Source organism: Streptomyces griseoflavus (assembly GCF_014649995.1).
GTDB classification, from domain to species: Bacteria; Actinomycetota; Actinomycetes; order Streptomycetales; family Streptomycetaceae; genus Streptomyces; species Streptomyces griseoflavus.
This window is the reverse complement of record NZ_BMUC01000020.1, coordinates 33757-58477: the sequence shown is the minus strand read 5'-3', so window position 1 is coordinate 58477 and position 24721 is coordinate 33757. Positions and strand designations below refer to the sequence as shown.

Here is a 24721-nt window from a genome sequence, read left to right as displayed (position 1 = left end):
CCTTCTGAACATCCTTCGCACTCGCGGTTCCATTTCTCAGGCGAATTGGCTCGGCTCCGATTCCTCCCTTGTCGTTCGGGAAGATCCGAACCTCCATGTTTCCAACATGGATGTGAGCGCCCTTCGTCGCCCAGTCCTGGTAGGCGACAGATGCATGAATGCCGCAGTTGCTGTTGTGAACGAGGACCGGAGTCTCGCCCGCTAGCACATAGTACGTGTGGAGGTCGTCGACGGTGAGGTTGTACGTGCGGGCGTGCTTGGTGAAGGGCTTGTTGGCGGTGACGATGACGGTGCGGTCGTCGTCGGTGAGCAGGGTCATGCCCGAGGTGAGGTCGCCTGCTGCTGTCCAGCTCTGCTGTGAAGGTGACCAGAACGGGTGCTCGTGTGTCGCCGTGAGCTCCGCGATGCCGTCGTCAGTAGCGATGGAGAGCATGTTGAAGTGCTTGTCGTCCTCGGTGCGGATGAGGCGAGTCACCTCCCGTGGGCCCAGCTCGCCAGTCAGGGGGTTGGCTGCTAGTACCTCATCGCCCAGTTCCACCTCCTCGATGTCCTTCGTGGAGCCGTCTGCCATGAGGACGTCGGTTCCGGCGAGGAAGCACTTGTTGCACGGGATTCCGCGCGATTCCTTCCACGGCCCGCTCGTCGGAGGGTTTCCCTTGCCGCGAAGGCTGTACGGGGTTCCTCCGATGGTGCCGACCATGGGCCCCATCGACTCGATAAATTCCGGCGAGTACAGGAGGTCGATGGCGAAGTAGCGGTGCAGTTCCGTGGAGCGTTCGATGTACTCCTCGCAGGTCGCCGCGCCGGCCAGGGCCATGATCTGGTGGGTCGGCAGGTAGTTGTACGCCCGGTCATCCTGCAAATACGCGAGGGCCGTGGAGAAAGCTCGCTCGAACTGGTCGGGTTCGGGCCCCGGTGCGGCTACGACTTCGAAGTAGGACGGCGGCGGTGGCATCCACGGCGACGAATGGCGTGCCTTTGAAGGGCCGTAGCCAACGTCGTGGTAGCCGCCGATCGCGCCGCCGTAGGGCTTCTTGCTGCCGGAATTTCCGGGGCTGCCGGGGTTTCCGCCGCTGACCGCTTTGTTGACTGGAGATGCACACGTACTGGTGGCGTACGTGGCACCGCAGCCTTCTCGGAGGCCGGTCGGGTCCGAGGCCGTGGCGGGGTGCTGGTTGGCGTAGCTGTAACCGTTGAGCGACTGCGGCTGGTCGAGGCTCAAGAGAGGGTCGACGCTGATGAACTGACCAATCAGCGGGTCGTATTCGCGGGCGCCGATATGGGTGAGGCCGGTCGTGTCGTCGTTCGTCTTGCCGAGGAAGCCCTTGTCGTCGGGCCATGGTGTGCCGGTGGGCTTGCCGCGTTCCGCACCAAAGGGGCTGGTGTAGCGCTTGCTGTGGGTCTGGGTGGCGTCGGCGTTGATGGCCAGGGACATCGTGCCGTGACGATCGCCGGCCAGGTAGGTGAGCTTGTTACTGAGGGATTCGTTGGAGCGAGTGGCGATGGTCTGGCCACCCGCGGTGTAGTAGCGCTGGGCCCAGGTGGTGCCGTCGGCGCGCAGATGGAGTTCGGTGGCGCCGGCGTACAACACCCGCTCACCGCCAGCGGTGCTGCGGATCAGAATTTCACCGGCGGCGTCGTAGAGGTAGTCGGTGGCCGTGCCGTCCTCAGTGAGCTTGGCGAGCTTGCCCTCCTCGGACCACACCAGGTTCTGGGCTGCCTTCGCACCGGGGCGTTTGACGGTGTTCCCGGTCGCGTCGGGAGTGTAGGCCTTTTCGGGGCCGGTGCAGTCGCCCTTGGTGGTGGTGCCGGTCAGGAAGTGCGGCTGATCGGCTTTGGTATAGCAGTAGGTGGTCCGGGTGTCACCAGCGGCCTTGTGTGTGGTTTCCGTGGTGCGCTGGCCGGCCTCGTTGTAGGTGTAGCTGGTCCAGTACGGGGCCGGGCCGGACAGGCTGTTGGTGCTGCGGGGGTCGGAGCACTTCTGGGAACTGGGTGTCCAGGCTTCGGTGAGACGGCGGTGGCCGTCGTAGGCGAAGCACTGGGTTTCGGCGCTGCTGGTGCCGCCGAGTGTCGTGGGGTCGGCGATGGAGGTGACGTTGCCAGCCTGGTCGTAGGTGTAGTTGAGGTCCTGCAGCTGGTAGCCGTGGGTGTCGTCGGTGACGAAACTGCGGATCAGGCGATCGGTGCCCTGTTCGTAGCGGTTGTTGATGTAGGACTTCTTGTGGTCGGCCGTGTTGGCGGTGCCCAGTGTGAGCTGGGTGGGCTGGCCGATTGCCGAGTAGTCGGCGTTCAGGAGGTAACCGGTGGAACCGCCGACGGAGGTGACCTGTCCGAGCTTGTTGTAGTCGTATTCGACGATCTCGGAGGGCAGGCCCCCCAGAGCCGGTTCCTTGGTGTGCTTGAGGGTGCCGTCGAGGTTGTAGGCGGTCTCGAACTGCAGCGTCGCCGGTGCGCCCGCCTTTACGAACGGATCGGCGGAGGGGAGTTCCAGCTTGCTGGCCACCGGGCGGGACAGCGTGTCGTATGCGGTGACCGTGTCGGTGTACGCCTGGCCGCTCTTCCCACCCACGTAGCGGGTGCTGCTGTACTGCAGGCCCTTGAGCAGGTCGTCGTAGCCCGTGGCGGTGAGCTGGTTGGCGTCAGTTCTGGAAGCGGCCCAGGTCGCCGTCGGACGGCCGAGGACGTCGTAGGCGGTGAGGATCGCCTTCCCGCGGGAGTCCGTGGACTTTACGACCCGGTCGAGCGCGTCGTACTGGGTGGTGCTCCTGCCCTGGTCCGGGTCGGTGGCCGAGGTCTGGCGCCCGAACAGGTCGTACGTGTAGGACCACGTGGCATCATCCGGGCCGGTGATGCGCGTCTGCAACCCGTCGCGGGTGTACTGGTACTTCGTGGATGCGTAGCTGGTGCCTGGGGCGTCGCCGTACTGGGGGTCGGCCGGCGCGCTGCCCGCGTACTCACGGGTCTCGAGGGTGCGGCCGCGGATGTCGGAGATGGTGCGGGATTCGTGCGCCGGGCCGAGGGTGACTCCCGGTGGGTGGACCAGGTCCGGACCCAGGCCGCCCAGTGGCTTTCGAAGCGCGGGTTTTTCACGGACGCGCGTGCCTTCCGGCACCTGCCCGAACTCCTGTCCGCGCTGGGCCGTGACGAGGACCTGGCCCTGCTGATCGGGCCCGACTTCCTCTCCCGTGCGATCGCCGGCCTGCAGCCGCCGCAGGCCATCGTCCACACCCTGGCCGTCGTTGCCCGGTGGGCGGCGGCACGCTGTGACTGGCCGACGCTGGTGCGCTGCATCGAACTGAGCCGGGCGCGGTCGACCTATGAGGAAGAAGGCCTGCCGGGTTCCCTGGTGCCGTATGCGGATGTGCTGGTGGCGCTGTCGGGAGCCGACCATGTGGCAGCGGGCCTGTTGTATGAGGGGGTGCCGACGCTGTCGGCGCGGTGGGGCCTGCAGTTGTGTGCAGCGGTCGACCGGGCCGGGTTAGCCGCCCCGTGGGAGGCGTATCTGACGGCCTGGGACAAAGATCGCGGTGGTAAGTCCGGCCACAACGGTTCCGCGGATGATGGGGCGGTGTTCCTGGCGGAGTTGCGGGGGCGGAGCAGGCTGCCTGGCCATGGCGCCGACAAGCGCGAGTCGGCGGAAGACCATCCGCTCACGCTTGCTCAGCGGGTGGCCCGGTTCCTTGATCAGGAGGCATTGGACTCCCCCGGACCGGCGCTCGGTGTGCTGCTGGACTGCCTCGGCGCCGAGCCGCTGCTGGAGAGCGCGGCGCTCATCGAGCATCCCGAGCGGCGTGCGGCGCTCTTGCTGCATCTCGCCGACGCCCGCGACAGTGCGAGCAGCATGCTGCCGTCGGCGCGCACGCTGGCCGCCGCTGCCTGGGCCAGCGCTCCGTGTGATCCGCGGCGTCTGCTGGACCACGGTGTGCCGGCGGAGGATCTTTCAGAGGAGGTCTTTGGCGGGGATGTCACCCCGGTGCTTCAGGAAGCAACCCACGCGGTGCTGACCAGCCGGCACGGCGATCTGTCGGGGCCGGTCAGCAGGTGGCTTGCGCTGCTGGCGGTGGCCCAGGCCGCTGATCCGCAGGCGCTCGCCCGGCTGCTGCCCCTCCTGGACGGCGAGGGTTTCTTCCGTGCCTGGCTGCGGTTCGCCGTCACCACGCTCGGTCTGGGCCGCGACGTCGATGCGGGCCGCATCCCCGCCGACCGCGCGTCCACCGCCGTACGTGTGGCGCTTGAGGAACTGTCCCGGCACGCGGCCGCGTTCACGGGCCGGCCCAATGCCAGCGAACTCATGGACATCCACGGGCTCGTGCGGCAGGTGCTGCACGAGGCCGTCGCCCTGTTGCGCGGCAACGACGTCGCCTTGGGCATCACGTCCCTGCAGACCGTCAGCCAGCGCACCACGACATCTCTGATGGGCATGGCCGGATCGGGTCCGTTGATCACCACGGAGCTGCTGTCCCTGCTGGCTCACAGCGTGGGCCAGGCCGGGGCAGCGGTCATTGACGAGCTGATGCGCACGCTGCGTACGGCACAGGCCGCCAGCCGGTCGATGTATGCGGAGGACGCCCACTTCGAACTCGAGATGGCTCGCGTGAGCCTCGCCTGCGGCGACCTGGACGAAGCACGGCGCTGCTGGGAACGTGCCGCCCGCTACATGGGCGCCTATGGCGGCCATAAGGACATCACCATCGAGGAACTGCTGGAGCCCCTCCCCCAGCTGGTGCAGGCCGACCCGGTTCAGGCACGGGTGCGGCTGGCGCGTACGCAGCCGCTTGTGTATCTCGTTGCGGAGTGCACCGACGGGCGGGGCACTGCGGGAACACCACAGGAGTGGTGGCGTCTTCTCGCACGCCTGGATCCGCGAGCCGCCGCGCAGCTGACCGCCCGGGTGCTGCTGACCGAGCCGGGACTGCCCGATGCCCGGGTGGACGCGGCCCACCGGCAGCTGCTGGCCATGCAGGCCGACGCAGCTGACCCCGTCGTCCTGGCCGCGCTCCGTATCGCCGCAGGCCCCAGTGGCCGCAATCGCGACGCCGACATCGCCCTGCTCGGCCGGCTTGCCGACCTGCCCGGCGATGACGCGGCCCACGCTCTGCGTTTGATGCCGGTGCTCGCCAACGCGATCACCTCCACCTATGACGACCAGACGCTGATCCATGCATCGCATCTGGCCGGGGACACGCTGAGTCCTGCCCTGTGTGCGGCGGCACAGCGTCTGGGCGGTGAGGGCGGCCCGCCCTGGACGCCCAGGCCCGTGCCCAGCAGATCCTCCCGCAACTGGTCTGGCCCCAAAGGGCGTTACCCGACGGGCGTCTTTCTGGACGCCCAGCAGCGCCCCGTGCTGCCAGAGGGCGCGGCCGGTGTCCTGGCCGCGGTCCGTGACTGCGCCAGCAAGGCGTACGACGATCCGCCGGGGCCCCGGTGGTCGGCCGATGCGCTGGCCAACGCGGTCGGATGGCGGCTGGTGGAGATCACCGAAAGCCAGGGGCCGGACGTGGCCGCCCAGTTGCTGCACCGGATCGCCCAGGACATGAACGCCTCCGGCCCCGTCGACGTCCTGGCCGATGTGGCCGCCGGGCTTTATCTGCGGCGCGGCATCGCCCCCGACGTCTTCGGCCCGCTCGCCGCGACAGCGGGCATGCTCGCCTACACCAAGATCCGAGGCGGCGGCGGATGGCGCTCTTTCGCCGGCAACGACCGTCTGGAGCTATGGCAGCAGGCGCACACCGCGGATGCCGCTGTCGCCAGGCAGGACCTCGCAAACCAGGTGGCCAACGCCGTCGCCAACCCGTCCTACGGCCGCACCGTCGGCGTCAGCCAGGCCCTGGTCTCGGCGTTCGCCATCCAGCCCCCGGATGCCTCCCGGCCCCCCGCTGCCGACGCGCTCGCTTGCTGGGATGCCGCGTATGACGTCATCGCCCACCGTCTGCCGGGCGACGCACGCCTCGGCGACGACGTCTACCACCCGGTGCCGGAGCCGGCCACGCAGCACGACATCGACACCGCGCTGTGCCGCCTTGCCGTGGCCACCATCGCCCTGCCCGAACGCGGCGACAAACGCCGCGCCCTGCTCGCGGCGACGGTCCTGCTGGCCGCCCGCCCCCGCCAGGCGCAGGCCGCGCTGGCGCACGTCCTGTCCTTCGGCCTCGGCGCAGGGCCCCTGACCTGGCTCCTGACCGTCCTGCACAGTCACCTGCCAGACGGGCCCCTGGATGCCGCACTGCATGAGCAGCTCGTCGCCCTGTGCACCAGCGACATGCTGTCCGTGCGGGTGGAAGCCTCCGCCGTCCTCACCAGCGCCGGACACGAGCCTCCCTCCCCACCGGCAACCGCAGCCCATCCGACACTCGCCCACACCATCGCCGCCCAACTCCGCACCCAGGAGGGCGCATGAAAGACCCCCAGCGCTATGCGGCCCACCTCGTCGACCACTACCTGGGCGCCCGCATCGACGCCACCGGCCCCGCTCCCGGACTGCGTGAGGCCGTCATCGACCTCGTGGCCGCAGCCATCCCCGGCCATCTCGAGCCGCTCATGCGCACCCAACTGGACCTACTAACCCACCCCAGCAGCCGCCGGTTCCCCGACGCCTACCTCGCTGATCGGGCCACCGCCGAAGACGCCCTGCAGAAGGCCGCGGCAGGCCTGCGTACCGCGCTCGCCCAAGCCGGACACCTGGTCAACGCCCAGGCCTTCGAACGCGGCACGGCCGCACGCCTGCGCGATGATGCCCGCCCCGCCCTGCGCGGCGAACTCGCCCGCATCCCCCGCCCCCTGACACGCCCCGAAGCACTTGGCTGGTCACTCGATCCCGCGCCCTGGTTCAACGACAGCCAGGAGCAAACGCCCTGGCCGCCGCCCGGTCTCGCTGCGGTCGCGGACCTGCGGTCCCTGCCGGAAGGCGCCGGGGCCTTGGCCCGAGTGGACGAGGGGCCACGCGCGGGCTGGATACAGATCGGACTGATCGAGCGGCAACACACCCCCGCACGCCGCTACCCCGACCAGCCCGCCCGCCGAGTACTGATCATCGTCGGTCTCGAAGCTGCTGGCGACGATCCACCCCCCGACACGCTGCCCCTCTCCCAGGCTCCCTGGCAACTGTGGACCCGCCCGTTGCAGCGCCTGGCACCCGCCCTTACCCAGGCAGGAGCAGCAGAGCACCTCAGCATCACGAACCAGGCCCTCGTGGCCCTCACCGACGCTGGCGCCACGCCCATGGTCGACGCGCCCCCGCGCCGCAGCGGTCCCGGCCTGCCCCCGTACGTCCTTGCACCTGCCGCCAGCGTCGTGTCGGCACTCGGACTTCAACCCACAGGCGGCATCTGCGGATTCAGCCTCAGCGACACAGCAGGGGAAGCACTCATCTGCCGTCAGTGGCGAGGCCACCTCGTCCACGACGGAGGCTTTGAACCGCTGCTGCCCATGGTCGCGGGAGCGGACCTGCTCATCCGCCCAGACGTGTTCACCAGCCTGCACGCCGCCATCGGCCCCGCCCGCTGCCAGGCAGGTATCAACGTCCGTCACATGTCAGTAGCCCAGGACGACGACATCCCCGACGACGAGGACTGAGAACACCCCCGCGACGCCCGCGTCCCCGCCCCCCACAGCTCCCTTCCAAAGGGTCCGCCCCGGACTCCCCAGAACCTCAACGCGCCTGCGACATGCCGGAGTGGGTGGAGGAAGCGCATGCCGTGCTCAAGAGGCGAGCCGAGGGTGCTGGACTACCGTCCGGTCACATCGACCGCGTCACCGCCACGCAGTTCGACCGGCACGGCAACCGCGTCTGGCGCCAGGCCAAGAACCTACTCGACTCCGAACACGCCCGCAGAGCCGTCGGCGATGTCGCCGTTCCCTACGGTGTCTGCTCCGAGCCGTCGAACGTCGCGGCCGGCGGCCACGACTGCCCGGTGCGGTCCCGCTGCGTCGGCTGCGGACACTTCCGCACCGACGTGTCCTATCTGCCGGACCTGGAGGCATATCTGGCCGATCTGTTGCGGAACCGGGAACGGCTCGCGGCCTTCGCGGACGCCGATTCCTGGGCCAAGAGCGAAGCGATGCCCTCGGATGAGGAGATCACCCGGGTGAGACGCCTGGTCCGCCGCGTCCGCGAGGACCTCGACGGTCTCAGCGATGAAGACCGGACCCAGATCGAGCAGGCCGTCGGCCTCGTCCGCAACAGCCGCCACGTCGTCGCGCTTGGGATGCCGAAGATCCGCCAGCCTCTGCCCGACCTCCGTCCCGGAAGAGCCTCATGACCGCCGCCCCCATGATCGAAGGAAAGCGGGCCGACTCGGCCCGCCGGCGCGCACGCGTCCTCAAGGCCATCGACGCGGCCCTGCGAAGCGGCGAGGACATCACCGTGTCCGGGCTCGCTCGCGCGGCGCGGGTCGACCGCACCTTTCTCTATCGGCACCGAGACCTGCTCGAACACGTCCACAACGCCGCGGCCAGCCCACCGCCCGAAGGGTGGCAGGCAACCGTGACCAGGGCCTCGCTCCAGCCCGACCTAGCCAACGCGCTGGAGCGCAACACATGGCTCACCCAGCGGGTCCGGCAACTGGAGAGACGCCTCTCCGAATCGCTCGGAGATTCTGCATGGGCCGACTCCGGACTCGGCGCCCCGACCGATGTCGACCAGCTACAGCGGCGCATCGCGATGCTTGAGCAAGAACTCGCGGAAGTACGCGATCAACCCGACGAACGAGCCGAAGAGCTCGCTGCGGCGCGAGGCGCCAACCGCGGGTTGACTCGGGCGTTGAACGCAGACACGTCCAATCGAACATGACACCTGACACAGCTCCACCAGTCCTCAGTGGTGGTCCAGATGCCCTTGCCCATGCACGCGCCCTTGGCGTCGCCCTCGGCCGTCATGGGTCCGAGGGCGACGCTCACGCATGTTGGAAGTGTGAAAACCAGGGGCGGGCATTACCGAACAGTTCATCAACTACTCTTCGGAATCACCCAGCGAAAGCTGCCCTGGGAGCTGATCCTGCGACTCAACAAGAAAGTCGTCAATAACAAAGGACCGCGCAGCTTGTCGAAAACTTGGCTTGAGCCCTGCCGCAGCTACCAGAAAACCTGCAACATCTGCCACTAGTTTCGCCGCCGTGGGCTGGGAGAACTTGCCAAAAGCGTCACGGATGCTGAGCGGAGCGTCGATTGTAAGAGAAAAATTCATCCACTCGGAATAACGCATCGCCGCCGCAAACATGGACGGATTCCGAATCAATCGACCAACTAGCTCCAAAAGCCTCGGATACCAGTCCGGAAGAACGCTTCCCAAAGAAGGGTCACTACCAACGAAGTCACGCATTTGGGCGGCCAAATGTTGCTTCTCCCTGAGGCCAACTTGTCCGCCAAACAGGTACGCTTGAAGGTTTTGGTCCACGTCCGAGATGTGAGTAACTCGGACGTACTCAATAGCTTTGGCGCAGGTCACCAAATAAAGCCAAATACAGTCAAACAGGATGGCCAGGTGGCGCGGGTTATTCGGGTTTAGGAAATTTCGCACATCGGCAAGATGGGCGACCATCTGGGAGACATTTCGATATGGATCGTAAACCCAATAATCGAACTCCAGATACTCCATGAGTGACTGGAGGCGACTGTCAACCTGCCTACTCTTCTCTAGTTGCAGCGCGACCGAGGGAGGGTCAAATAGTTGCGCCAAAGGCCCTTGCCTGAAGTCGAATGGCACTCTGTGGAGTTTTTCCATCTCCTGGACATCGACAGGGAGCAAGGCGCCGAGTTTCAACCGAAAGGCCAACTGTCGAGCCGAATCGGTGACTGCTTTGCTACGCAGCATGTACGCCATATCGGCTTCAAAAAAATCGGCGAGACCTCGAAGCCAAAACATCCTCTCGGTCGAACCCGACTTTGTTGTCTTACAGTCGATGACCACACGCTGTGTCTGGAAGCCGGGGCTGAAGGCGATACCCAGAACATCCAGGTCGGTGTATGACTCGAAACCAGCGCTGGTCCTCCCGCCGCGAGATCGTACGGGGACATACGAGCGCATCTGGACGTCAACCCTGGTGGAGAACCCCATGGTCCACAGAAGACGCCGCCCGAGCGCCTTCAACTCCAGATCCAGCTCACTCACAGTGATCCCCTTCCCATCAGCGCGTCCCAGAAGCCACGGTACTGGGCGGGACTGACATCCGGCCTTGCACGCGTCCGGGAGACCGTCTGAATAGGACGCAGATAGGAGGCGTCCAGGTCAAGCAGTTTTCGCGTCTCAAGAGACGGAGTTCTGCCAGTCATCATCTCACCGGAAGCAATCAACTCGCGCGCGATTCCCATCGCTTCACGATTATCCCGAGTGTTAACAAATACCGGCTGGACCCATGTGCCTCCAGGGTACGGGTCAGCATCAAATCGGATAACACCAAGATTTCGCATCAAAGCGTACTGGCGTTCATGGGAGCTGTGAGGTGACAGCCGCCCCCTTGCCGGGTCAAGCAACGTATCGATAATCGAGAGTGCGCTAGCAACATTCGTGGAGCCACCGAACTGTTGGCCACACCTCACGCACGCCACAATTGCCAACGCCTTGTCCAGAACCGGTTTTCTCCCTGTGAGCAGCTCCCGGTCCAGAGTATAAGGAAGGACAGCAAAGGCCATCTCTTTCCCGTCCGGCAGCGCAACCGATGGTGCAGAGATGAGCCCGCGGGCGACAGCATCCGTGAGCATGGGATAGGCGCCTGCCGTAATAGGGAGGCCCTGATGTCCATGCAATTTCTCGAACTCGTCCTGCATCTGGGTGCTCCCATGCTCCATCAGCAGGTCATTCAAAACTGACGGATTCTCGAATGCAGAGAAAGGGGAATAGAGGATGTCCCCGTCGAGCGTCGACTCAACTCTGAGGATGCTGGAATCCCGCCCCAGCATGACGATCTCGTCGGGGTTTGAGCCGACCCCCACTTCCGAGACAAGCGACTCAACCGGAATCGGCCCTTTTGCAAGACGTCGCACAACTGCGAGCATCTCCTCTTCGATCTGACGGGGTCGGCTCTCTCTCCATGCCGACCCAAGATCCTCGTAGAGCGTCCGGTAAACAGGTACGTTCTCAGTGAGTCCGACGGGCTCACCTCGGTTATTGCGGGCGAGATCGATAAAGCCAGCCGTCTCAAGGACGTCCAACACTTGCTCAAACGAGGACGGAGCCACGTCGAGCTCCCTGACCGCGATCACTTGCAGAGCGGACACATCTTGGACCACTTCCCGCCCTCGGATCAGAGAAGCGACGTCCGCGGCACTGCCGACCAGCCGAGTCTTCGTCAGCGGCACGAGAGCCGGAGAGTGAGGGTCCATGTTGCGCAACCCCTGGTGAACATCCTGGCTCCTGAGCCCAGCCTCATAGTTCTCCATCGAACCCCCTGCCACTCAGGCACTCATGCCGACTTAGCCTTCCAGCCCCCTCGCGGCGGAAGACTGGCCCCTTGGCGGCGACCCCGGGCTGCGCGCCAGCCCCCGACACAACTGATTGTAGAGATCGCGCCGGAGTCACGCCCCGCAGCAGCTCGTCATCGGTCACATCTCCCGAAGTCCCCCGGTGACCTCTTTCGGCCGAAACAAGGTCATCCAGCCTCCGTCTCGATCACTCAATTCGGTGATAGCACCACACCTGTCGCACTGCTTAAACTCCTGGAAACAGCGACTGAGCTGCGACTTCCTCCTGAGCATCAGTTGGCCACAGGCTCCAGCCCCAGAGCAGCGGCGTCGAACTTCCAGCCGCCTGGGGAGCTCGACGCCGGTGTCGACCTCGTCCTGCGTCCAACCGGGGTCGTCCAGCGGGCCGCAGATTAGTCCGGCGTAGCTTCCGTCGGTCACGTCGCGATGCCAGATGGTCGTGGTCGGCGCCGTGGACCCGACGGCGCAGCAGCTGCTAAGCGCTGTCCCGTATGTGAGGGTCCCCGGCGATCACTTGAGAGTCATAAGATGCTCTCTTCCGCAACCTACTTCGATGACCCGGCATCTAGCTCAATGACGGACGGCTGCCGATCACCCGGGAGAGCACGTGTCGAAGAAGGATCAGAGGACGGACGCGGCGGAGGAGAAGGACCGCGAGAAGTGGATGGCGCGTTTCCAGGTGCGGCTGGCCATACAGCCAGGCGTGGACCGGGCAGTCGTGCTCCAGGCGGTCAAGGAGGTCACGGTCCACTGCACGGACACAGGAGAGCACCCGCGGACTGCCTATGGCGACCCGGACGCTTACGCCGCGCAGGCCGCCGCGCGGCTGGTGCCGGCAGACCGGGCGACGCGCGCGAGGCAGCGCAACGCCGTGGTGGAGGCGCTCGACTCCGTGCTCAAGAGGGCCGGGGACGTCCCCGGTCTGTGACCCGTCGAAGCGTCCGGCATGGCCTGTCCGCCGCCGGGACCCCGGGGCAGCTCAGGCGATGGGCGGAGCACCGGAGTGGCGACATTGATCTTGCGCTGCGCGCTGTTAGTAACAGACAGCGCGCCGCCTTGGCGGCAACCACCGTGCTTCGCCGGTCGAAGCCGCAGGTAGGGCGATGCCACAGGTGACACCTATCGTGCTTCGGCTCACGCCCATCGACCGCGCCAAGAGCCCGCTGACCGCCGTGGACGAAGAGGCCGTGCGCCTGGCCGACGTCCTGGAGGACCACCCGGGCGTCAGCGGCGTCACTGACTCCGGCGTTCAGGGCGACATCGTCTTCACGGCGGCCGGCCGCTCCTGGGTGCTCGACTTCCAGGACGGCCCCAACGGCGAGGTGTTCCAGGACCCGGCCGACGCCCCGGCCCCGGCCGACGGCCCCGCCGCCGACGTGCTGCGCGACGTCGTCGTCCCCACGCTCCTGGCCCACTCCGCCTACCGGGCCGCCATCGCCGACGGCGACACCATCACGGTCCGCCTGGACACCGGCCGCCACTACACCCTGGCCCTCGGCCCCGCCGCCTGATCCGAGCGGCACACCACAGGGCGGGCCCCGGCATCGCAACTGCCAGGGCCCGCCCTCGTGCCGCACCTCACCCCGCAGGAGGGATCTGCCCATGCCCGCATCCACGGCGATCCGGCTCGCGTACCGTGAGGTGACGACCTGCCGGGAGGACCAGATGAGCGCGCAGCCCGACCACGCACCCGTCACGCCGTACGCCCCCGCGCCCGGAGCGCCGGCCGAACTCCTCGCCCGGCTGCGCGCCGACCGGCGTGCGGACACCTGGGTGCCGGCCTTCGAGCGGGAGTGGGCTGCCGCCCTCGAGGAATCGCGGCGCACGTTCTCCCTCGCCGGGCTGTACGAGGTCCTCCAGGAGTGGCAGGGCCGCCTCGCCTCCGCCTCGGCCGTCGACGCGTTCGTCGCCTCCGGCTACGACGACAGCGACTTCATCGACATGGCAGAACTCCGCGGGCGGCGCCAGTGACCGAGCAGCCGTACGCGGTCCGTCTCTCCGCCCCGGCCGCGAAGGTCCTCGACACCCTGCCCGAACACGTCGAAGACATGGTGTGGGACGTCCTGGACTCCGCTTCGGCCGATCCGTGGGGCTTCCGGCAGTGGAACACCGACGACCCCGAGGGCGAGGACGTCCGGCACGCCTCCGTCGGCCAGCTCTCCCTCACCTACTGGGTGAACCGCCCCCTGCGCCGCCTGTCCGTCCTCACCATCACCTGGCTCGGATAGCCACCGGTGGCAACGACCTGACCCCGGCATCGCAACTATCGGGGACAGGTCGTTTCGCATCGTAGCCATCTGCGTCCTGCATGGCCTGCCACTGCCGTTCCGCCGCTCTACGCCCAGGTCGGGGCGGTGATCTGCATGTTGGTCCTGCCGAGCTGCCAGCGGCCGGGTGCTGCCTGATGGAAGGCGGGGAAGCGGTGCAGGAGCCGTCCCAGTCCGTCCATCTGCCGGCGGTGCGGTTCCTGAACTGCGGCAGGGAGCGCGGCGAGGATATCGGTACGGGTCATCGGCTCGGGCGCGCGGGCGAGCAGGCGGGCCACCTGCGAGAGCACGTCGTCCCCGGCGGTGTCGCGCTGCGCCTGAGCCCAGTCGCGCCCGTGCACCTCGTGCTGGACGAACGGCTCGCCCAGGATCTTCAAGGATTCAGTGCCGAACCGGGCGAGCTTCGCACGGGTGTCGCTCGAGTAACCGGCTGCGGTTGAGGTACGCGTAGGTGCTGGCGGCGGCAACCGCCACTCCGGCGGACACCGGGTGGGCTCGGGCCAGCCGCACGGCTCCGGCGAGGCCGTATCCGGCGGCCACGATCGTGCTGGTGCTGCCCTCCATGCCTGCCTCTGCCCTGCCGATCCTCCCGAGCACACCCCGAACGGCTTCCCAGTTCGGGACGGCGACGCCCTGGCCGATCAGGTCACGGTCGGCGGCCAGCAGGACAACGGGGGCGAGCACGCCGGCCAGCTGGAGGATGCCGACGTCGCTCAGGTCCTCGTGGGCGAGCTGGCGGCGGCCGCCGTCATAGGCAACCCGTCCACACAGACGACGTGCAGCAGCGGCACGTACTGCTGCCACCACAGCCGCTCCGCCCGAGCGAGATCGAAGGCGCCGCCCTCGCGCTTGCGGTCGGCCAGCACACGGGGGACTTCCGCCCACACGTAGTGAGGGATGAACCCGCGCAGCGTCCCGTGCTGCATCCCGGCGAGGATCGAGGACGGCTGGCCGCGCTTCGGGGCTGCGGTGACGTCCGATGTGAGCACTGAGGTATCGAAGACTCCGAGCTGGAAGCCGCCGGTCAACGGAACGGGATAGGCGCTGCTGTACATGACGGGAGCGTAGGCCCCCCAACAGGCCCTTGGTGCACGGTTTCTCCCGGTGGCAGGACTTGGCAGGGCCGGGGATGTCAGTGGGGTGGGCCATCATCGATGGATGCCGCAAAAGAAGTCCCTCCCGCCGACCTACCGAGAGCGCCTCCTGGAGCAGCTCGACGCGATCGAGCGGGACTACCTCGCCGTGCTCGAGGGCTCCGAGATCCAGTACGTGAACCCGAACCGGCCGGGAGACGGCTTCGTCATCCTCGACGCCGCGAACTGGGGCTGGGCACCGAGCGGCCCGGCGCTGGAGTCCCAGCGGATGGACCTGCTGCGCCGCCTGCGGGGCTGGGAGCCGCGGTTCCGGCTGCTGTTCCCACACCCGACTCCCGAGGCGGCGGAGAAGCTCAAGGACAGCCTGGAGCACCTGGAACGCTGGCTGGTCCGCGAGGGCACGTGGTCCGACTGGTCCGTCCCGCAGCATATGCCGGAGGCCGCGAAGCTCCTGCAGGCGTCCGTCCAGCAGCTGCGGAGCCTGACCGATCTGCTGCCGACGGACCCGTGGCCGGTGCGCCTGACCATCGACACCAACGCGCTGATCGACAACCCCGACCTCGCCGCGTACACCGGGCAGATCGGACCGCGCTACATGGCGCACTTACTGCCGGTCGTACTGCACGAGCTGGATGAAAAGAAGCGGGCCGGCCGGACCGATGTTCTGCGCGAGGCGGCCAAGAAGGCCGACCGGCGCCTGAAGGGGCTGCGCAACAACGGCGACGTCACCCTCGGCGTCCGGGTCGCTGGCGACGTCCACGCCGTCTTCGAGTACATCGAACCCAAATCCGACGCACTGCCCAACTGGCTCGACCTGGACGTCCCGGACGACCGGTTCATCGCCTCGACCCTGCTCCTGCAGTCCCGCCACCCCGGCTCCGCGTGGTACGTCGCCACCAGCGACATCAACCTCCAGACCAAACTGCACGCCGTCGCCCTGCCGTTCATCGAGCCCTGACCCCGTGGATCGACGACACGCCCTGCCCCCTGGGTACTGCAGCTGTCGGGGGCAGGGAGGTGGTAGTGACGCATGGCTCAGTGGGTGCCGACATGCAGGAAGTGCTGGCGAACGCGTGCCCCGAGGCGACGTCGCGGCCGGTGAGGTGCGCGGTCGCGTCCAGCGAGGCAGAGAGCGGAAGTCCAGCGCTGAGCCGGTAGGGCGCGATCAGACTGCTCAGGCGTTTCCCCACGCTTCGAGGAATCGCTTGCGGTCGTCCTCTGTCTCGTGCGTCCGGCGGCTGGCGAGCAGGACATACCAGGCGGTGGTCTCGGCGTCACGCAACCACAACCGCCCGAGGTACCGGCTACCTCCTGCTCCTGCCCGTCAGGCCCTCCGCGAGGTCCGCACCGCCTCACCTCCGCCGCTCGAGGACCCGCCGGCTGATCCCGTGCTCGCCGAACTTCGCCGTGTCGTCGACGACCTCGCCGCCAGCACGCACCAGCCCGGGGAGCTGATCCTCGAAGCTTCCTCGACCTTGGGTGAACAGGCCCCTGCGCCGTCTGTCCGTCCTGAACATCAGCTACCCGGCCACAACGTCCCGGCTCCCCCGGTTCCCATTCCTCCTCACAGCGCAGCGTTTGCACGCCTCGGCTGAACAGCACAGCCGCTCGCATGAGCGTAGGACTACGGTCGCTGCACACCACGAAGCGACTCGAGGAGCGTAAGAGTGGAGCTCGAGGTCCGTACGCGGCCGTGAACGCCATAAGGACTCCACAATCGTCGTGCACACCAGCACGTGGCCGAGGCCCGCCATCGGCCGGTCTCGCGGCGGACTGACGACAAAGATCCATCTGGCCGCCGACGGTAACTGTCGGCCTCTGACCTTCGTCCTCACTTCAGGACAGGCAGGCGATGCACTCGCCTTCACTGACGTCATGGACCACTAGCGGGTCCCGGGATGCGGACGCGCTACTGGCCGAAGTCCAGAACTACATTGCCGGTCGGATGGGTGATGCGCAGAACACACTGGTGGCGTCCGCCTGGTGGTAAGGGGCGGTCGCCCGAATTCTGGGTGGCCGCCCCGACGTCTGAGGTGAAGGGTCCTTACGGCTGGGTGGTGACGGGGGTGGAGAAGTTGCCCTTGCCGTTGCCGATGTAGGTGTAGAAGGTGGTGCCGTTGCGTACGGTGACGAGGTCGGTCTTGCCGTCGGTGTTGAAGTCGCCGCTGGCGATTAGGCCGGTGGTACTCCAGCCGCCGCCGCCCTTGATGCCGGTCTGGAAACTGTTCTGGCCGGTGCCCATGTAGGTGTAGAGGTAGCCGTTGGTGTGGATCGCGGCGACGTCGGCCTTGCCGTCGCCGTTGAAGTCGCCGCTGGCGATGAGCTTGATGCCGCTCCAGCCCTTGCTTGCGACGATGCCGGAGGCGACCTTGCCGTCGCCAGTGCCGGGGTAGATGTAGAGGTCGCCGTTGGTGTGGACGGCGAGGAGGTCGATCTTCTTGTCGCCGTTGAAGTCGCTGGCAGAGAGCAGGCGCATGTTGTTCCAGCCGGTGCCCGCGGTGATGGCGGGGCCGAAGCCTCCCTGGCCCTTGCCGGGATAGGTCAGCAGGACGCCGTTGTCGCGGATGGCGACGAGGTCGGTGTTGCTGTCGCCGACGAAGTTGCCGGTGGTGATGACCCGGGTGGTCTGCCAGCCGGTGCCGAGTTGGTTCCGGCCGCCGAAGCCGCCCTTGCCGTCACCGGGATAGGCGTAGAGGTTGCCGTCGGCCCCGTCGATGGCAACAGCGTCACTCTTGCCGTCACTGGAGAAGTCACCGGAAGCGACCTGGCGGATCCGGGCGCGGCCGGCGGTCTTGCTGATCCAGTCGCCGAGGTCGTCGGTGCGTACAGCCTCGGCGTTCGTGCGCGTCTCGGTCTCGGGCGTGCCCAGGCAGCCGCCTTGCCAGGACCGGGTGGCCAGTCCGACAAGCTCGGGCCCGTTGTCGGTGTCGCGTAGGAGAGGACCGCCGGTGTCGCCCTTGCAGATGGAGTCCTCTGCGGTCTTGCCGGAGATGGCCAGGGTGGTGGTGTCAGTGCTGTCGACTGTGAAGGTCGCGGTGTGCGGTTTGTCCGGTACCCATTCGGTCTTGGTGCGGCCGGTGCCGGCGAAGGTGGCCTCGTCACCGGCGGCCAGGCCCTCGTCGGCGAGCGCGAGGGTGGGAATGGTCGCGGGGACGGAGGTGGCTAGGCGGGCCATGACCACGTTACGCCCGCCCTCGGCGGGCACCAGTTCGGCGACAGTGCCGGTGTACGCAGTAGTCGAGTCCGGGGCGGAGCCCTTGATGTTGATGGTGGTCTTCTGCTGTGGCTTGCCCGCCGTGACCGAGGTGATGTCGTCCGCGAGGCAGGAAGCCGTGGTGATGACCCACTCACGGGAGATGAGCCCGGCCGAACAGCCGCGTGCCGGGTCGCCATCGCCAACCAGGACGCGCACGGTGAACGCGTAGGTTGCGGCGGCCTCAGGGCCAGTGACGGCGACGGCAGTAGCGGGGATAATCAGGTTGGCTATCGCAACCGCTGCGGTCAGGCTGGCGCCCCAGGCGGTGCGGATACGTCGAGGTGTCATGTTTTTCCTTGTTGAGGACCTGGCATGGCGCCAGGGAGCAGGCAGGGCTTAGGCGCCGCGCTGCGCCCGTCACCGTTGTAGTCATGCCGGATGGCGGTTCCGCTGGACCACCAGAGACTTATTCTGCGCGTTGTAGAAAACCAGGTTGCCGCGGTCAGCCAGGACAAATCGAGCGACTGGCAGCAGAAGTTACTTCTCATGTGACTTGCTAGGCGAAGTCGCGATTAACCAGTGACACGCAGTTCGATGAGCGTACTCGGTTCTCCAGAGGCGCCGGATTCGCCATATCCGGTGAAGTCATTGGCGGGGGCGTTGATGACGGTGGTGGTTCCGTTGTCTTCGCGAATAGTGGTCCTCACTGGATCGGCCGAGGTCCAGATGCCGTGCGCCTTGGGTATTTCGAGAGCGAGGAAGGCGGGCTTGGCCGTGACGTCAAAGCAGAAGTCCTGCTGCCCGGTCCGGCTCATGATCCAGATGTCTTCGCTGCCATCGCACGTAGTCATCAGTATGTGGCCATTGCCGCGCTTGAGTAGGGCGCCAGTCTCCTCGTAAATCCGAGAGGCACCCGGGTAGTTGAAGTCTTCAGCAGCAATGGGCATCTCGTCAGTGGCCGCAGTCTGGGATGCTGCTGAACTGCCGTCATCGGCATAAGCCACGCCGAGCATCGCGGACGCCGCAAAAACTGCAACAGCAGCACCAAACAGTGATTTGTGCGCCCGGGTCATCGACACAGCGAAGCCTTTCTAAGCAGATAAGAATATGAAGAAGCGGCACCCCTAAAAGGGAAGACCGCAAAAAGGTAAGACTGAAAATGCGAACAGCGCAAATCATTCTACACAGCTCACCCAGATCTCGCTCGCAGTTTATTCACTTCAAGCCTGGATGGAGCCGATCAAACACAGGTACATACTGGTGCAAACTTGATACGCAGTATCGAAACATGTGTAGTTGATCATCAAGGAATTTTCCTGACATAGGAGTTGATCTAGCGCTCGCCCTTCGGCCCGGATGGCGCATCTGTGGCTGGTGGAGCAATCGGGATCGACTTGATAAGCCCTGGCTTACCCATAGTGATGTCGGTGTATGATCAAGCAGGGCGGAAAATGCGCGAGAGTTGCCTCTTTTCTTGCAGAGGGTAAGGTGAATCTTTCGATGCCTTTCTGCTTTTCCGGTGGCGCCCGCGCACTTATCCGGCTGGGTATTTCTTCAATTATGAGGGAGTCGCCGGGTGAAACGGCGTATATCCTCCGGGGCCACTGGTTCGGGAGTATCGAGACGGTTCTCAGGTGCCCGGCGGGCTATGCGGATGCTGTTGTCCGCGGGCCTGCTGTCGGGGCTGCTGGGGACGCCCGCTGCGGTGGCGGCGGAGCCGGCACCGCAGCCAGTGAACGTGAGGGCTGAGATCGTCGGCTACTGGGAGAGCGGCGGAGCCGGGCTGAAGGAGGCCGCCGAGCAGGCGCTGCTCGGCGGTGACGAGGAGATCCGCAAGTTCCTCGACGAAGCGGGGTCCATCCAGTTCGCCGACAATCGCGTTGAGACGGCGCGGCTCGCCATGGCTGGCGGTCCCGGTGTGCGGCAAGCCGCCAAAGAAGCGCTGCTGAAGTCACCGACCGAGCTGGAGACCTTTCTCCTCTACGGATTTGAAGAGCCGCTGGACCAGGACCGCAAGGTTGAGATCGGCCGTCTGATCACTCTGGGTGGCGCAGGTGTGCAGGAAGCGGGTAAGGAAGCCCTGCGGGGCACCTTCAACGACCGTGAACTCTTCCTGACTCAGGGCCAGTACACCGCCCGTCAGCAGGACAACCGTGTCGAGGTTGCTCGCCTGGCAACGATCGGCGGCCCGAATGTGCAGGCAGCCGCGAAGGTGGCATTGCGGGGGACGCCCGAGGAAATGGTCGAGTTCCTGGAGGTCGGGCAGTTCACCGCCCGCAACCGGGACCAGGAGCACGCCTCGATTGAGGACCTGACCAAGCAGGCCAAGGCTGCCGGCAAGCAGGCCGAGGACGCTCGCAAAACCGCGGAAGAATCATCGAAAAAGGCAGTCGCCGCCTCCAAGTTGGCCAAGGAGGCCGCGCTGAAGGCAGCCGAGGAGACCGCGGCCGCCAAAGACGACTCCAAGAAGGCCGCAGTCAAGGCTGCGCAGGCCGCGGACGCCGCCCGGGGCGCGGCCGAGGCCGCACAGGAGGCCATCGGCTCGGCGAACGCCGCCAACCGCGCCGCGCGCCGTGCCGCGCTCGCCGCAGCGCAAACTGCCGCTGCCGCTGCCGCCGCTGCGGATTCGGCGAACAAGGCCTACAAGGCGGCTATCGCCGCCGCCGCCAACGAGGGCGATGCTGCTGCCGCCAACAAGGCTGCTAAGCAGGCGCGTGCTGCGGCAATGCTCGCCGACGAGTCGGCCATCGTGGCCGAGAACGCCGGGAAGGCCTCGGCGGCTGCCGCAATTGCGTCCGGTGCAGCCAAGGAAGCCTCCGCCAACGCCCGGGCAGCGGCTAACGCCGCCGAAGCGGCCAACGATTCCGCGGACGCCGCCGGCCTGCACAGCAACGAGGCCCGTCAGGCGGCCATAGAAGCACGCCGCCATGCCACTGCCGCCGACGCAGCCGCCGACCGTTCTTCGGCCCTGGCCAATCGCGCCGCCACCGCCGCCTACGGTGCTCGCGACGCTGCCACCTCGGCGGCTGTACATGCGAGGAAGGCCGCCACCTACGCAGACGAAGCTGCCGAGCAGGCCGGGAACTCGGCCGCCTACGCCGCCACGGCCAAGAAGAACGCCCAGGCGGCCAAGAACGCAGCCGACACCGCGACGGCCGCGGTGGCCAAAGCCAAGGAGATCTTCGCGCTCGCCCGTGAGACCGAGGAAGCTGATCTCACCACCCGCACGGAGGCGGCGATCGAGCTCGCCCGCTCGGTGAAGACAGCCTCTGAGATGGGCATTTCGGCCTCCGCTGCGACCCAGGTCGAGGCCCGTTCTCTGAACGACACCGCGACCGAGCTGGCCCAGGAGGCCAGCCAGCCCGATGTCGACGTCCAGGCCACCGCCGCCAAGGGCCGCCAGCTTGCCATGCAGGCCATGAAACTGCTGGGCCCCTGGCATCAGGAAGCCGCCGCCCGCGCGCTGTCGGGCACTGATCAGGACGTCCTGGACTACCTGCGCACCCGCTGGAAAGAAGCCAACCACGACGACGTCCGCCAGCGCGTCGTCAACTTGAGCTCCCAGAGCCCTTACGCATCCGTCCGCACCGCGGCCACCGAAGCTCTCAACGGCACCCCGGCGCAGATCGAGGCCTTCTACTCCTCCGGCCAGTACCAGGCCGGCCTCATCGACATGAGGGTCGATGTCGCCCGCCTCGCCGAAACCGGCGGCCCCGGAGTCAGCGAGGCCGCCAAGGCCGCACTCCTTGATGGCAACGGCAAGACTTACGCAACGTTCCTGAACATCGGCCAGTACGGCGAGCGCCTGATCGACGAAAGGGTCATCACCGCCCGCCTCGCCGAAACCGGCGGCCCCGAAGTCAAGGCAGCGGCGAAAATCGCCCTCGCCGGACCACCCCAGCTGATCCACGAGTTCGTCAGCACCGGCCAGTACATGGCCCAGCGTAAGGACGACCTCACCTCCCACCACGCTCACCAGGTCAAACGCCTCATCGCAGAAGGCTCCTTGATCGCGGCCAAGGCGACGGAGAACGCTTGGCGCGCCGCCGAAGCCGCCGCCAAGGCCGAACAGGCAGCCGCCGACGCGGCCACAGCCGCCGGTAAGGCGCAGGAGTCCAAGGAAGCGGCCGCACGGTACGCGGCCGATGCCGACGCCTCCGCAGACGCCGCGGAGCAGAGCGCTGCTGAAGCGGCCACATCAGCAGCCACAGCACGCAGTGCCGCCGACCGGGCCTCCCAGGACGCCACCGCCGCCGAAAACTCCGCGGCCGATGCCGAATGGTCCGCCTCCTACGCCCGCTACTCAGCCCAGAAAGCCGACGAGTCCGCAGCCAATGCCCGCGCCTCCGCAAAGGCCGCAGGCAAGAGTGCCACCGAGGCAGAGGCCGAGGCCAGGGTTGCCTGGCAAAGGACGCGCGACCTCGCCGAGCAAGAGATGGCAGAGGCCCGCCGACAAGCGGAAGAAGCACGCAAGGCACAAGAGAAAGACACGCCGCGCAGCCGCTGCGTAACTCTCCTCCCCGTCGACAGTTCCTCCTTCCCGCTCCCCGTAATTGACACACTTAACAAGCTCACGACCTTCTGTGACGGCGGGGACATCGACAAAACCCTGAACGTACTGAAGGATCCCAGCACATACGGGACGATCCTCTGGGAAGCCTCGGGCCTCGCCGACATCGAGGCCTGTATCGAGGACCCCACCGCCTTCGGCTGTGTCATGGCCGCCGCCGGTGTCCTCCCTTCGGGCAAGTTCAAGCTCCTCACCCAATTCGACAATGCCGTTGACTCGCTGAAGGCCGGCCGCGCGACCCGTCGTACCGTCGCCTGCCTGACCAAGCCGGAAGCGCACAGTTTCCCAGCCGGCACCCAGGTCCTCATGGCCGACGGCACCAACCGCCCGATCGAACAGATCGAACCTGGCGACCTCGTCACAGCCACCGATCCCACCACCGGCGAAACCGGCACCCGGCGCGTCACCCGAACCATCCACACCCCCGACGACCGGAACTTCACCGACGTCACCCTCACCGACGGCTCCACCCTCACCTCCACCAGCCACCACCCCTACTGGTCCCAGAACGACCAGAAATGGAAGAACGCAGAAGACCTCGAGGCCGGCGACACCCTGCGCACCCCGCAGAACAACACGGCCACCATCACCCGCACCCGCAACTGGCAGGGCCTCCAGGACGCCTACGACCTCACCATCGACGACCTCCACACCTACTACGTCTCCACCGGCACCACCGACGTCCTCGTCCACAACACCGATGGTGCATGTCCCCAATGGGTTCAGCTGATCCATGATCGTTTGCCCAAGTGGGTGGATGGGCTCAAGGGACAGAAAACAGTTGGTGAACTGGTCGATGATAACGGCGAGCCGTTCCTCGACCTGCCGGGCGATATCAAGCGGATGACCAGTGGAGAAGTTGTTTATGACGCAAACGGGAAAAGGTTCGATGATCCCTGGTGGGTCAAAGCCCAAAAACTCGTCGCAGGTAAGCCTGGATTCCCGTCAGGTCGCAACACCAAATACATTGGTACATCACATGTGGAGACCAAGTATGCGGTATGGATGGCCGAAACAGGTAAGAAGCATGCCACCGTCGTAATCAACAACAATGAAGGCGTCTGCAGAAAGCTGCAGAACTGTGAGATGGCGGTCTGGCATATTCTCCCCGCCGGTTCGACGCTTACCGTGTACTACCCTGGTGGCAAAAAGGTCCTGGTGGGCGGAAGGGTAGGGGAACCGTGACTTTAAAGGTGTCCGGGGTTGAACCCTGCGCCCGGGGGCGACTCGTAGAGTACGGCAGCATTTTGAACTGATTGTTCGAGTTAGGTTTTATTTAAGACACCCATAAAGGTGGGCAGCAACGGGCTTCTACAGAGAGGTAGACTCTCGAGCTCCTCAAAGCTAGCGTCATTTCGCCGGGACTCCTTCAGCGGGAAGTTTAAAACTGCAAACGGGTACTAATTAGGCGACTGCGGGTCGCCACTGTCTGGGCCCATCGCATTAGCGGTGGGCCCAGCTGTAATGTCAACACGAGGTCTCTTGCGGTCGATGAAACCGGCCGCCTGATCGAGCAGATCAGAACGGACGGCGTCGTCAGTGCATCCGTCTGATATTTAGAGGTCGGGGTCGGTGGTTCTATTGATCAGAAGCTGATGGCGCTCCCTCGTTAAGGAGGTAGCGGACGTGCCGGCCACCAAAGTATCCGCGCGATGCATGGTTGGCCTCGTCGGCAGTAGGCGAACCGGCGCGTCTCGGCGGCGAGTCTGGCCTCATTCCTGGCCCGGTGGTTGTGGGGCGGGCTGCGCGTGAGGTCAAAATCGACCAGCCTATCGTGGTTGAGCTCGGGTAGGTACGACGGCAAGTGCAACTCGATCGCGTTCTCGTGGCCGGCGAGCCAGTCCCGGGCGGTCTTCGAGCGATGGGCCTAGGGCCGATCCACGAGCAGGTGGATCTTGCGGTCAAAGTGCCCGACGAGCCGGGCAAGAAAGCGGTACATAACCTTGGCGTCAAACGACTCTGAAGTGCATCCTCCTTTGGAGCTGATCGCGGACATCGCGCTCACGAGAAGCCGGTTCTCCATGCGGCGGACAACCGGAGTCCCGCCCCGTGACGCTCCAGGTGCTGCCGACGGACCGACTCAATGGCCCGTTTGTCCGAACGTTAAAAGGTCAGACCCTCAGCGTTTTAGGTACCTGTCCCCATAGGGCTCCGTGAAGCCGATCGTGCACAGCTCGAA

General features: G+C 66.2%; 17 protein-coding genes and 2 pseudogenes. 11 read left to right on the top strand and 8 right to left on the bottom strand.

Translation table 11 applies throughout. From position 1 onward, the window contains the following. Positions 1-163: 163 nt before the first annotated feature. A pseudogene (locus tag IE172_RS30585) lies at positions 164-3001 on the bottom strand (polymorphic toxin-type HINT domain-containing protein); the annotation flags it as partial. 33 nt (positions 3002-3034) lie between these two features. On the opposite strand from IE172_RS30585, the gene IE172_RS30580 reads away from it, so the two are divergent. From IE172_RS30580 to IE172_RS30565, 4 genes are all read left to right on the top strand, one after another. Next, entirely contained in the window at positions 3035-6397 is a 3363-nt protein-coding gene (locus IE172_RS30580) for a hypothetical protein (RefSeq protein ID WP_190100577.1), read from the top strand. Further along, positions 6394-7572, top strand: coding sequence for a hypothetical protein (locus IE172_RS30575; RefSeq protein WP_190100576.1), 1179 nt, complete (start codon positions 6394-6396; stop codon positions 7570-7572). Before IE172_RS30580 ends, IE172_RS30575 begins: the two co-directional genes overlap by 4 nt. A 122-nt stretch (positions 7573-7694) precedes the next feature. Next, on the top strand, positions 7695-8258 hold the full coding sequence (locus IE172_RS34935) for a hypothetical protein (RefSeq protein ID WP_229886599.1): 564 nt from the start codon (positions 7695-7697) through the stop codon (positions 8256-8258). After that, entirely contained in the window at positions 8255-8788 is a 534-nt protein-coding gene (locus tag IE172_RS30565) for a DUF6262 family protein (protein WP_229886597.1), read from the top strand. The genes IE172_RS34935 and IE172_RS30565 overlap by 4 nt, the downstream gene beginning before the upstream one ends. Before the next feature lie 159 nt (positions 8789-8947). Here the strand turns inward: IE172_RS30565 and IE172_RS30560 are convergent, their stop codons facing one another. Both IE172_RS30560 and IE172_RS30555 read right to left on the bottom strand, forming a co-directional pair. After that, positions 8948-10105: a hypothetical protein gene (locus tag IE172_RS30560; protein WP_190100575.1), complete on the bottom strand. Its 1158-nt coding sequence runs from the start codon at positions 10103-10105 to the stop codon at positions 8948-8950. Next, positions 10102-11373 carry a hypothetical protein gene (locus IE172_RS30555; RefSeq protein ID WP_190100574.1) on the bottom strand — a complete coding sequence of 424 codons (1272 nt, stop codon included), beginning with the start codon at positions 11371-11373 and terminating at the stop codon, positions 10102-10104. Before IE172_RS30555 ends, IE172_RS30560 begins: the two co-directional genes overlap by 4 nt. 649 nt (positions 11374-12022) lie before the next feature. Between IE172_RS30555 and IE172_RS30550 the strand changes: the two genes are divergently transcribed. The 4 genes from IE172_RS30550 to IE172_RS30535 all read left to right on the top strand — a co-directional run bounded on the left by IE172_RS30550 (position 12023) and on the right by IE172_RS30535 (position 13643). Then, complete coding sequence (locus IE172_RS30550) at positions 12023-12343, top strand: hypothetical protein (protein WP_190100573.1); 321 nt, start codon at positions 12023-12025, stop codon at positions 12341-12343. Between the two features lie 196 nt (positions 12344-12539). Beyond that, positions 12540-12926 (top strand): hypothetical protein, encoded by a 387-nt coding sequence (locus IE172_RS30545; protein WP_190100572.1) that lies wholly within the window; start codon positions 12540-12542, stop codon positions 12924-12926. A 154-nt stretch (positions 12927-13080) separates the two neighbouring features. Beyond that, positions 13081-13386: a DUF6247 family protein gene (locus IE172_RS30540; protein WP_190100630.1), complete on the top strand. Its 306-nt coding sequence runs from the start codon at positions 13081-13083 to the stop codon at positions 13384-13386. Beyond that, positions 13383-13643 carry a hypothetical protein gene (locus IE172_RS30535; RefSeq protein WP_190100571.1) on the top strand — a complete coding sequence of 87 codons (261 nt, stop codon included), beginning with the start codon at positions 13383-13385 and terminating at the stop codon, positions 13641-13643. Before IE172_RS30540 ends, IE172_RS30535 begins: the two co-directional genes overlap by 4 nt. A 107-nt stretch (positions 13644-13750) precedes the next feature. On the opposite strand, the gene IE172_RS30530 is transcribed toward IE172_RS30535, so the two are convergent. From IE172_RS30530 to IE172_RS30520, 3 genes are read right to left on the bottom strand one after another with little or no spacing between them, the layout of a single operon-like run. Beyond that, entirely contained in the window at positions 13751-14059 is a 309-nt protein-coding gene (locus IE172_RS30530) for a hypothetical protein (protein WP_190100570.1), read from the bottom strand. Positions 14060-14063: 4 nt separating this feature from the next. Further along, positions 14064-14486, bottom strand: coding sequence for a PIN domain-containing protein (locus IE172_RS30525; protein WP_190100569.1), 423 nt, complete (start codon positions 14484-14486; stop codon positions 14064-14066). Then, complete coding sequence (locus IE172_RS30520) at positions 14396-14737, bottom strand: PIN domain-containing protein (protein ID WP_190100568.1); 342 nt, start codon at positions 14735-14737, stop codon at positions 14396-14398. Before IE172_RS30520 ends, IE172_RS30525 begins: the two co-directional genes overlap by 91 nt. Positions 14738-14840: 103 nt before the next feature. Between IE172_RS30520 and IE172_RS30515 the strand changes: the two genes are divergently transcribed. Both IE172_RS30515 and IE172_RS30510 read left to right on the top strand, forming a co-directional pair. Beyond that, the gene (locus IE172_RS30515; RefSeq protein WP_190100567.1) at positions 14841-15734 is read left to right on the top strand and encodes a PIN domain-containing protein; all 894 of its coding nucleotides are present in this window, start codon (positions 14841-14843) and stop codon (positions 15732-15734) included. 791 nt (positions 15735-16525) lie between these two features. Then, positions 16526-16630: pseudogene (locus IE172_RS30510) on the top strand (IS5/IS1182 family transposase); the annotation flags it as partial. 190 nt (positions 16631-16820) lie between these two features. Here IE172_RS30510 and IE172_RS30505 read toward each other — a convergent pair. Together IE172_RS30505 and IE172_RS30500 are read right to left on the bottom strand one after the other, a co-directional pair. Then, positions 16821-18320, bottom strand: coding sequence for an FG-GAP-like repeat-containing protein (locus IE172_RS30505; protein ID WP_190100566.1), 1500 nt, complete (start codon positions 18318-18320; stop codon positions 16821-16823). A gap of 224 nt (positions 18321-18544) precedes the next feature. After that, positions 18545-19045 carry a hypothetical protein gene (locus IE172_RS30500; RefSeq protein WP_190100565.1) on the bottom strand — a complete coding sequence of 167 codons (501 nt, stop codon included), beginning with the start codon at positions 19043-19045 and terminating at the stop codon, positions 18545-18547. Between the two features lie 575 nt (positions 19046-19620). Here IE172_RS30500 and IE172_RS30495 point away from each other — a divergent pair. After that, positions 19621-23727, top strand: a complete 4107-nt coding sequence (locus IE172_RS30495) for a DddA-like double-stranded DNA deaminase toxin (RefSeq protein WP_229886595.1) — start codon at positions 19621-19623, stop codon at positions 23725-23727. The last annotated feature ends 994 nt before the right edge of the window (positions 23728-24721 follow it).

Excerpts from the sequence above, each read along its gene's own strand:
- IE172_RS30575 (WP_190100576.1), top strand. The coding sequence starts at position 6,394 with ATGAAAGACCCCCAGCGCTATGCGGCCCACCTCGTCGACCACTACCTG.
- IE172_RS30565 (WP_229886597.1), top strand. The coding sequence starts at position 8,255 with ATGACCGCCGCCCCCATGATCGAAGGAAAGCGGGCCGACTCGGCCCGC.
- IE172_RS30555 (WP_190100574.1), bottom strand. The coding sequence starts at position 11,373 with ATGGAGAACTATGAGGCTGGGCTCAGGAGCCAGGATGTTCACCAGGGG.
- IE172_RS30540 (WP_190100630.1), top strand. The coding sequence starts at position 13,081 with ATGAGCGCGCAGCCCGACCACGCACCCGTCACGCCGTACGCCCCCGCG.
- IE172_RS30520 (WP_190100568.1), bottom strand. The coding sequence starts at position 14,737 with ATGTACAGCAGCGCCTATCCCGTTCCGTTGACCGGCGGCTTCCAGCTC.
- IE172_RS30515 (WP_190100567.1), top strand. The coding sequence starts at position 14,841 with ATGCCGCAAAAGAAGTCCCTCCCGCCGACCTACCGAGAGCGCCTCCTG.
- IE172_RS30505 (WP_190100566.1), bottom strand. The coding sequence starts at position 18,320 with ATGACACCTCGACGTATCCGCACCGCCTGGGGCGCCAGCCTGACCGCA.
- IE172_RS30500 (WP_190100565.1), bottom strand. The coding sequence starts at position 19,045 with ATGACCCGGGCGCACAAATCACTGTTTGGTGCTGCTGTTGCAGTTTTT.
- IE172_RS30495 (WP_229886595.1), top strand. The coding sequence starts at position 19,621 with ATGCGGATGCTGTTGTCCGCGGGCCTGCTGTCGGGGCTGCTGGGGACG.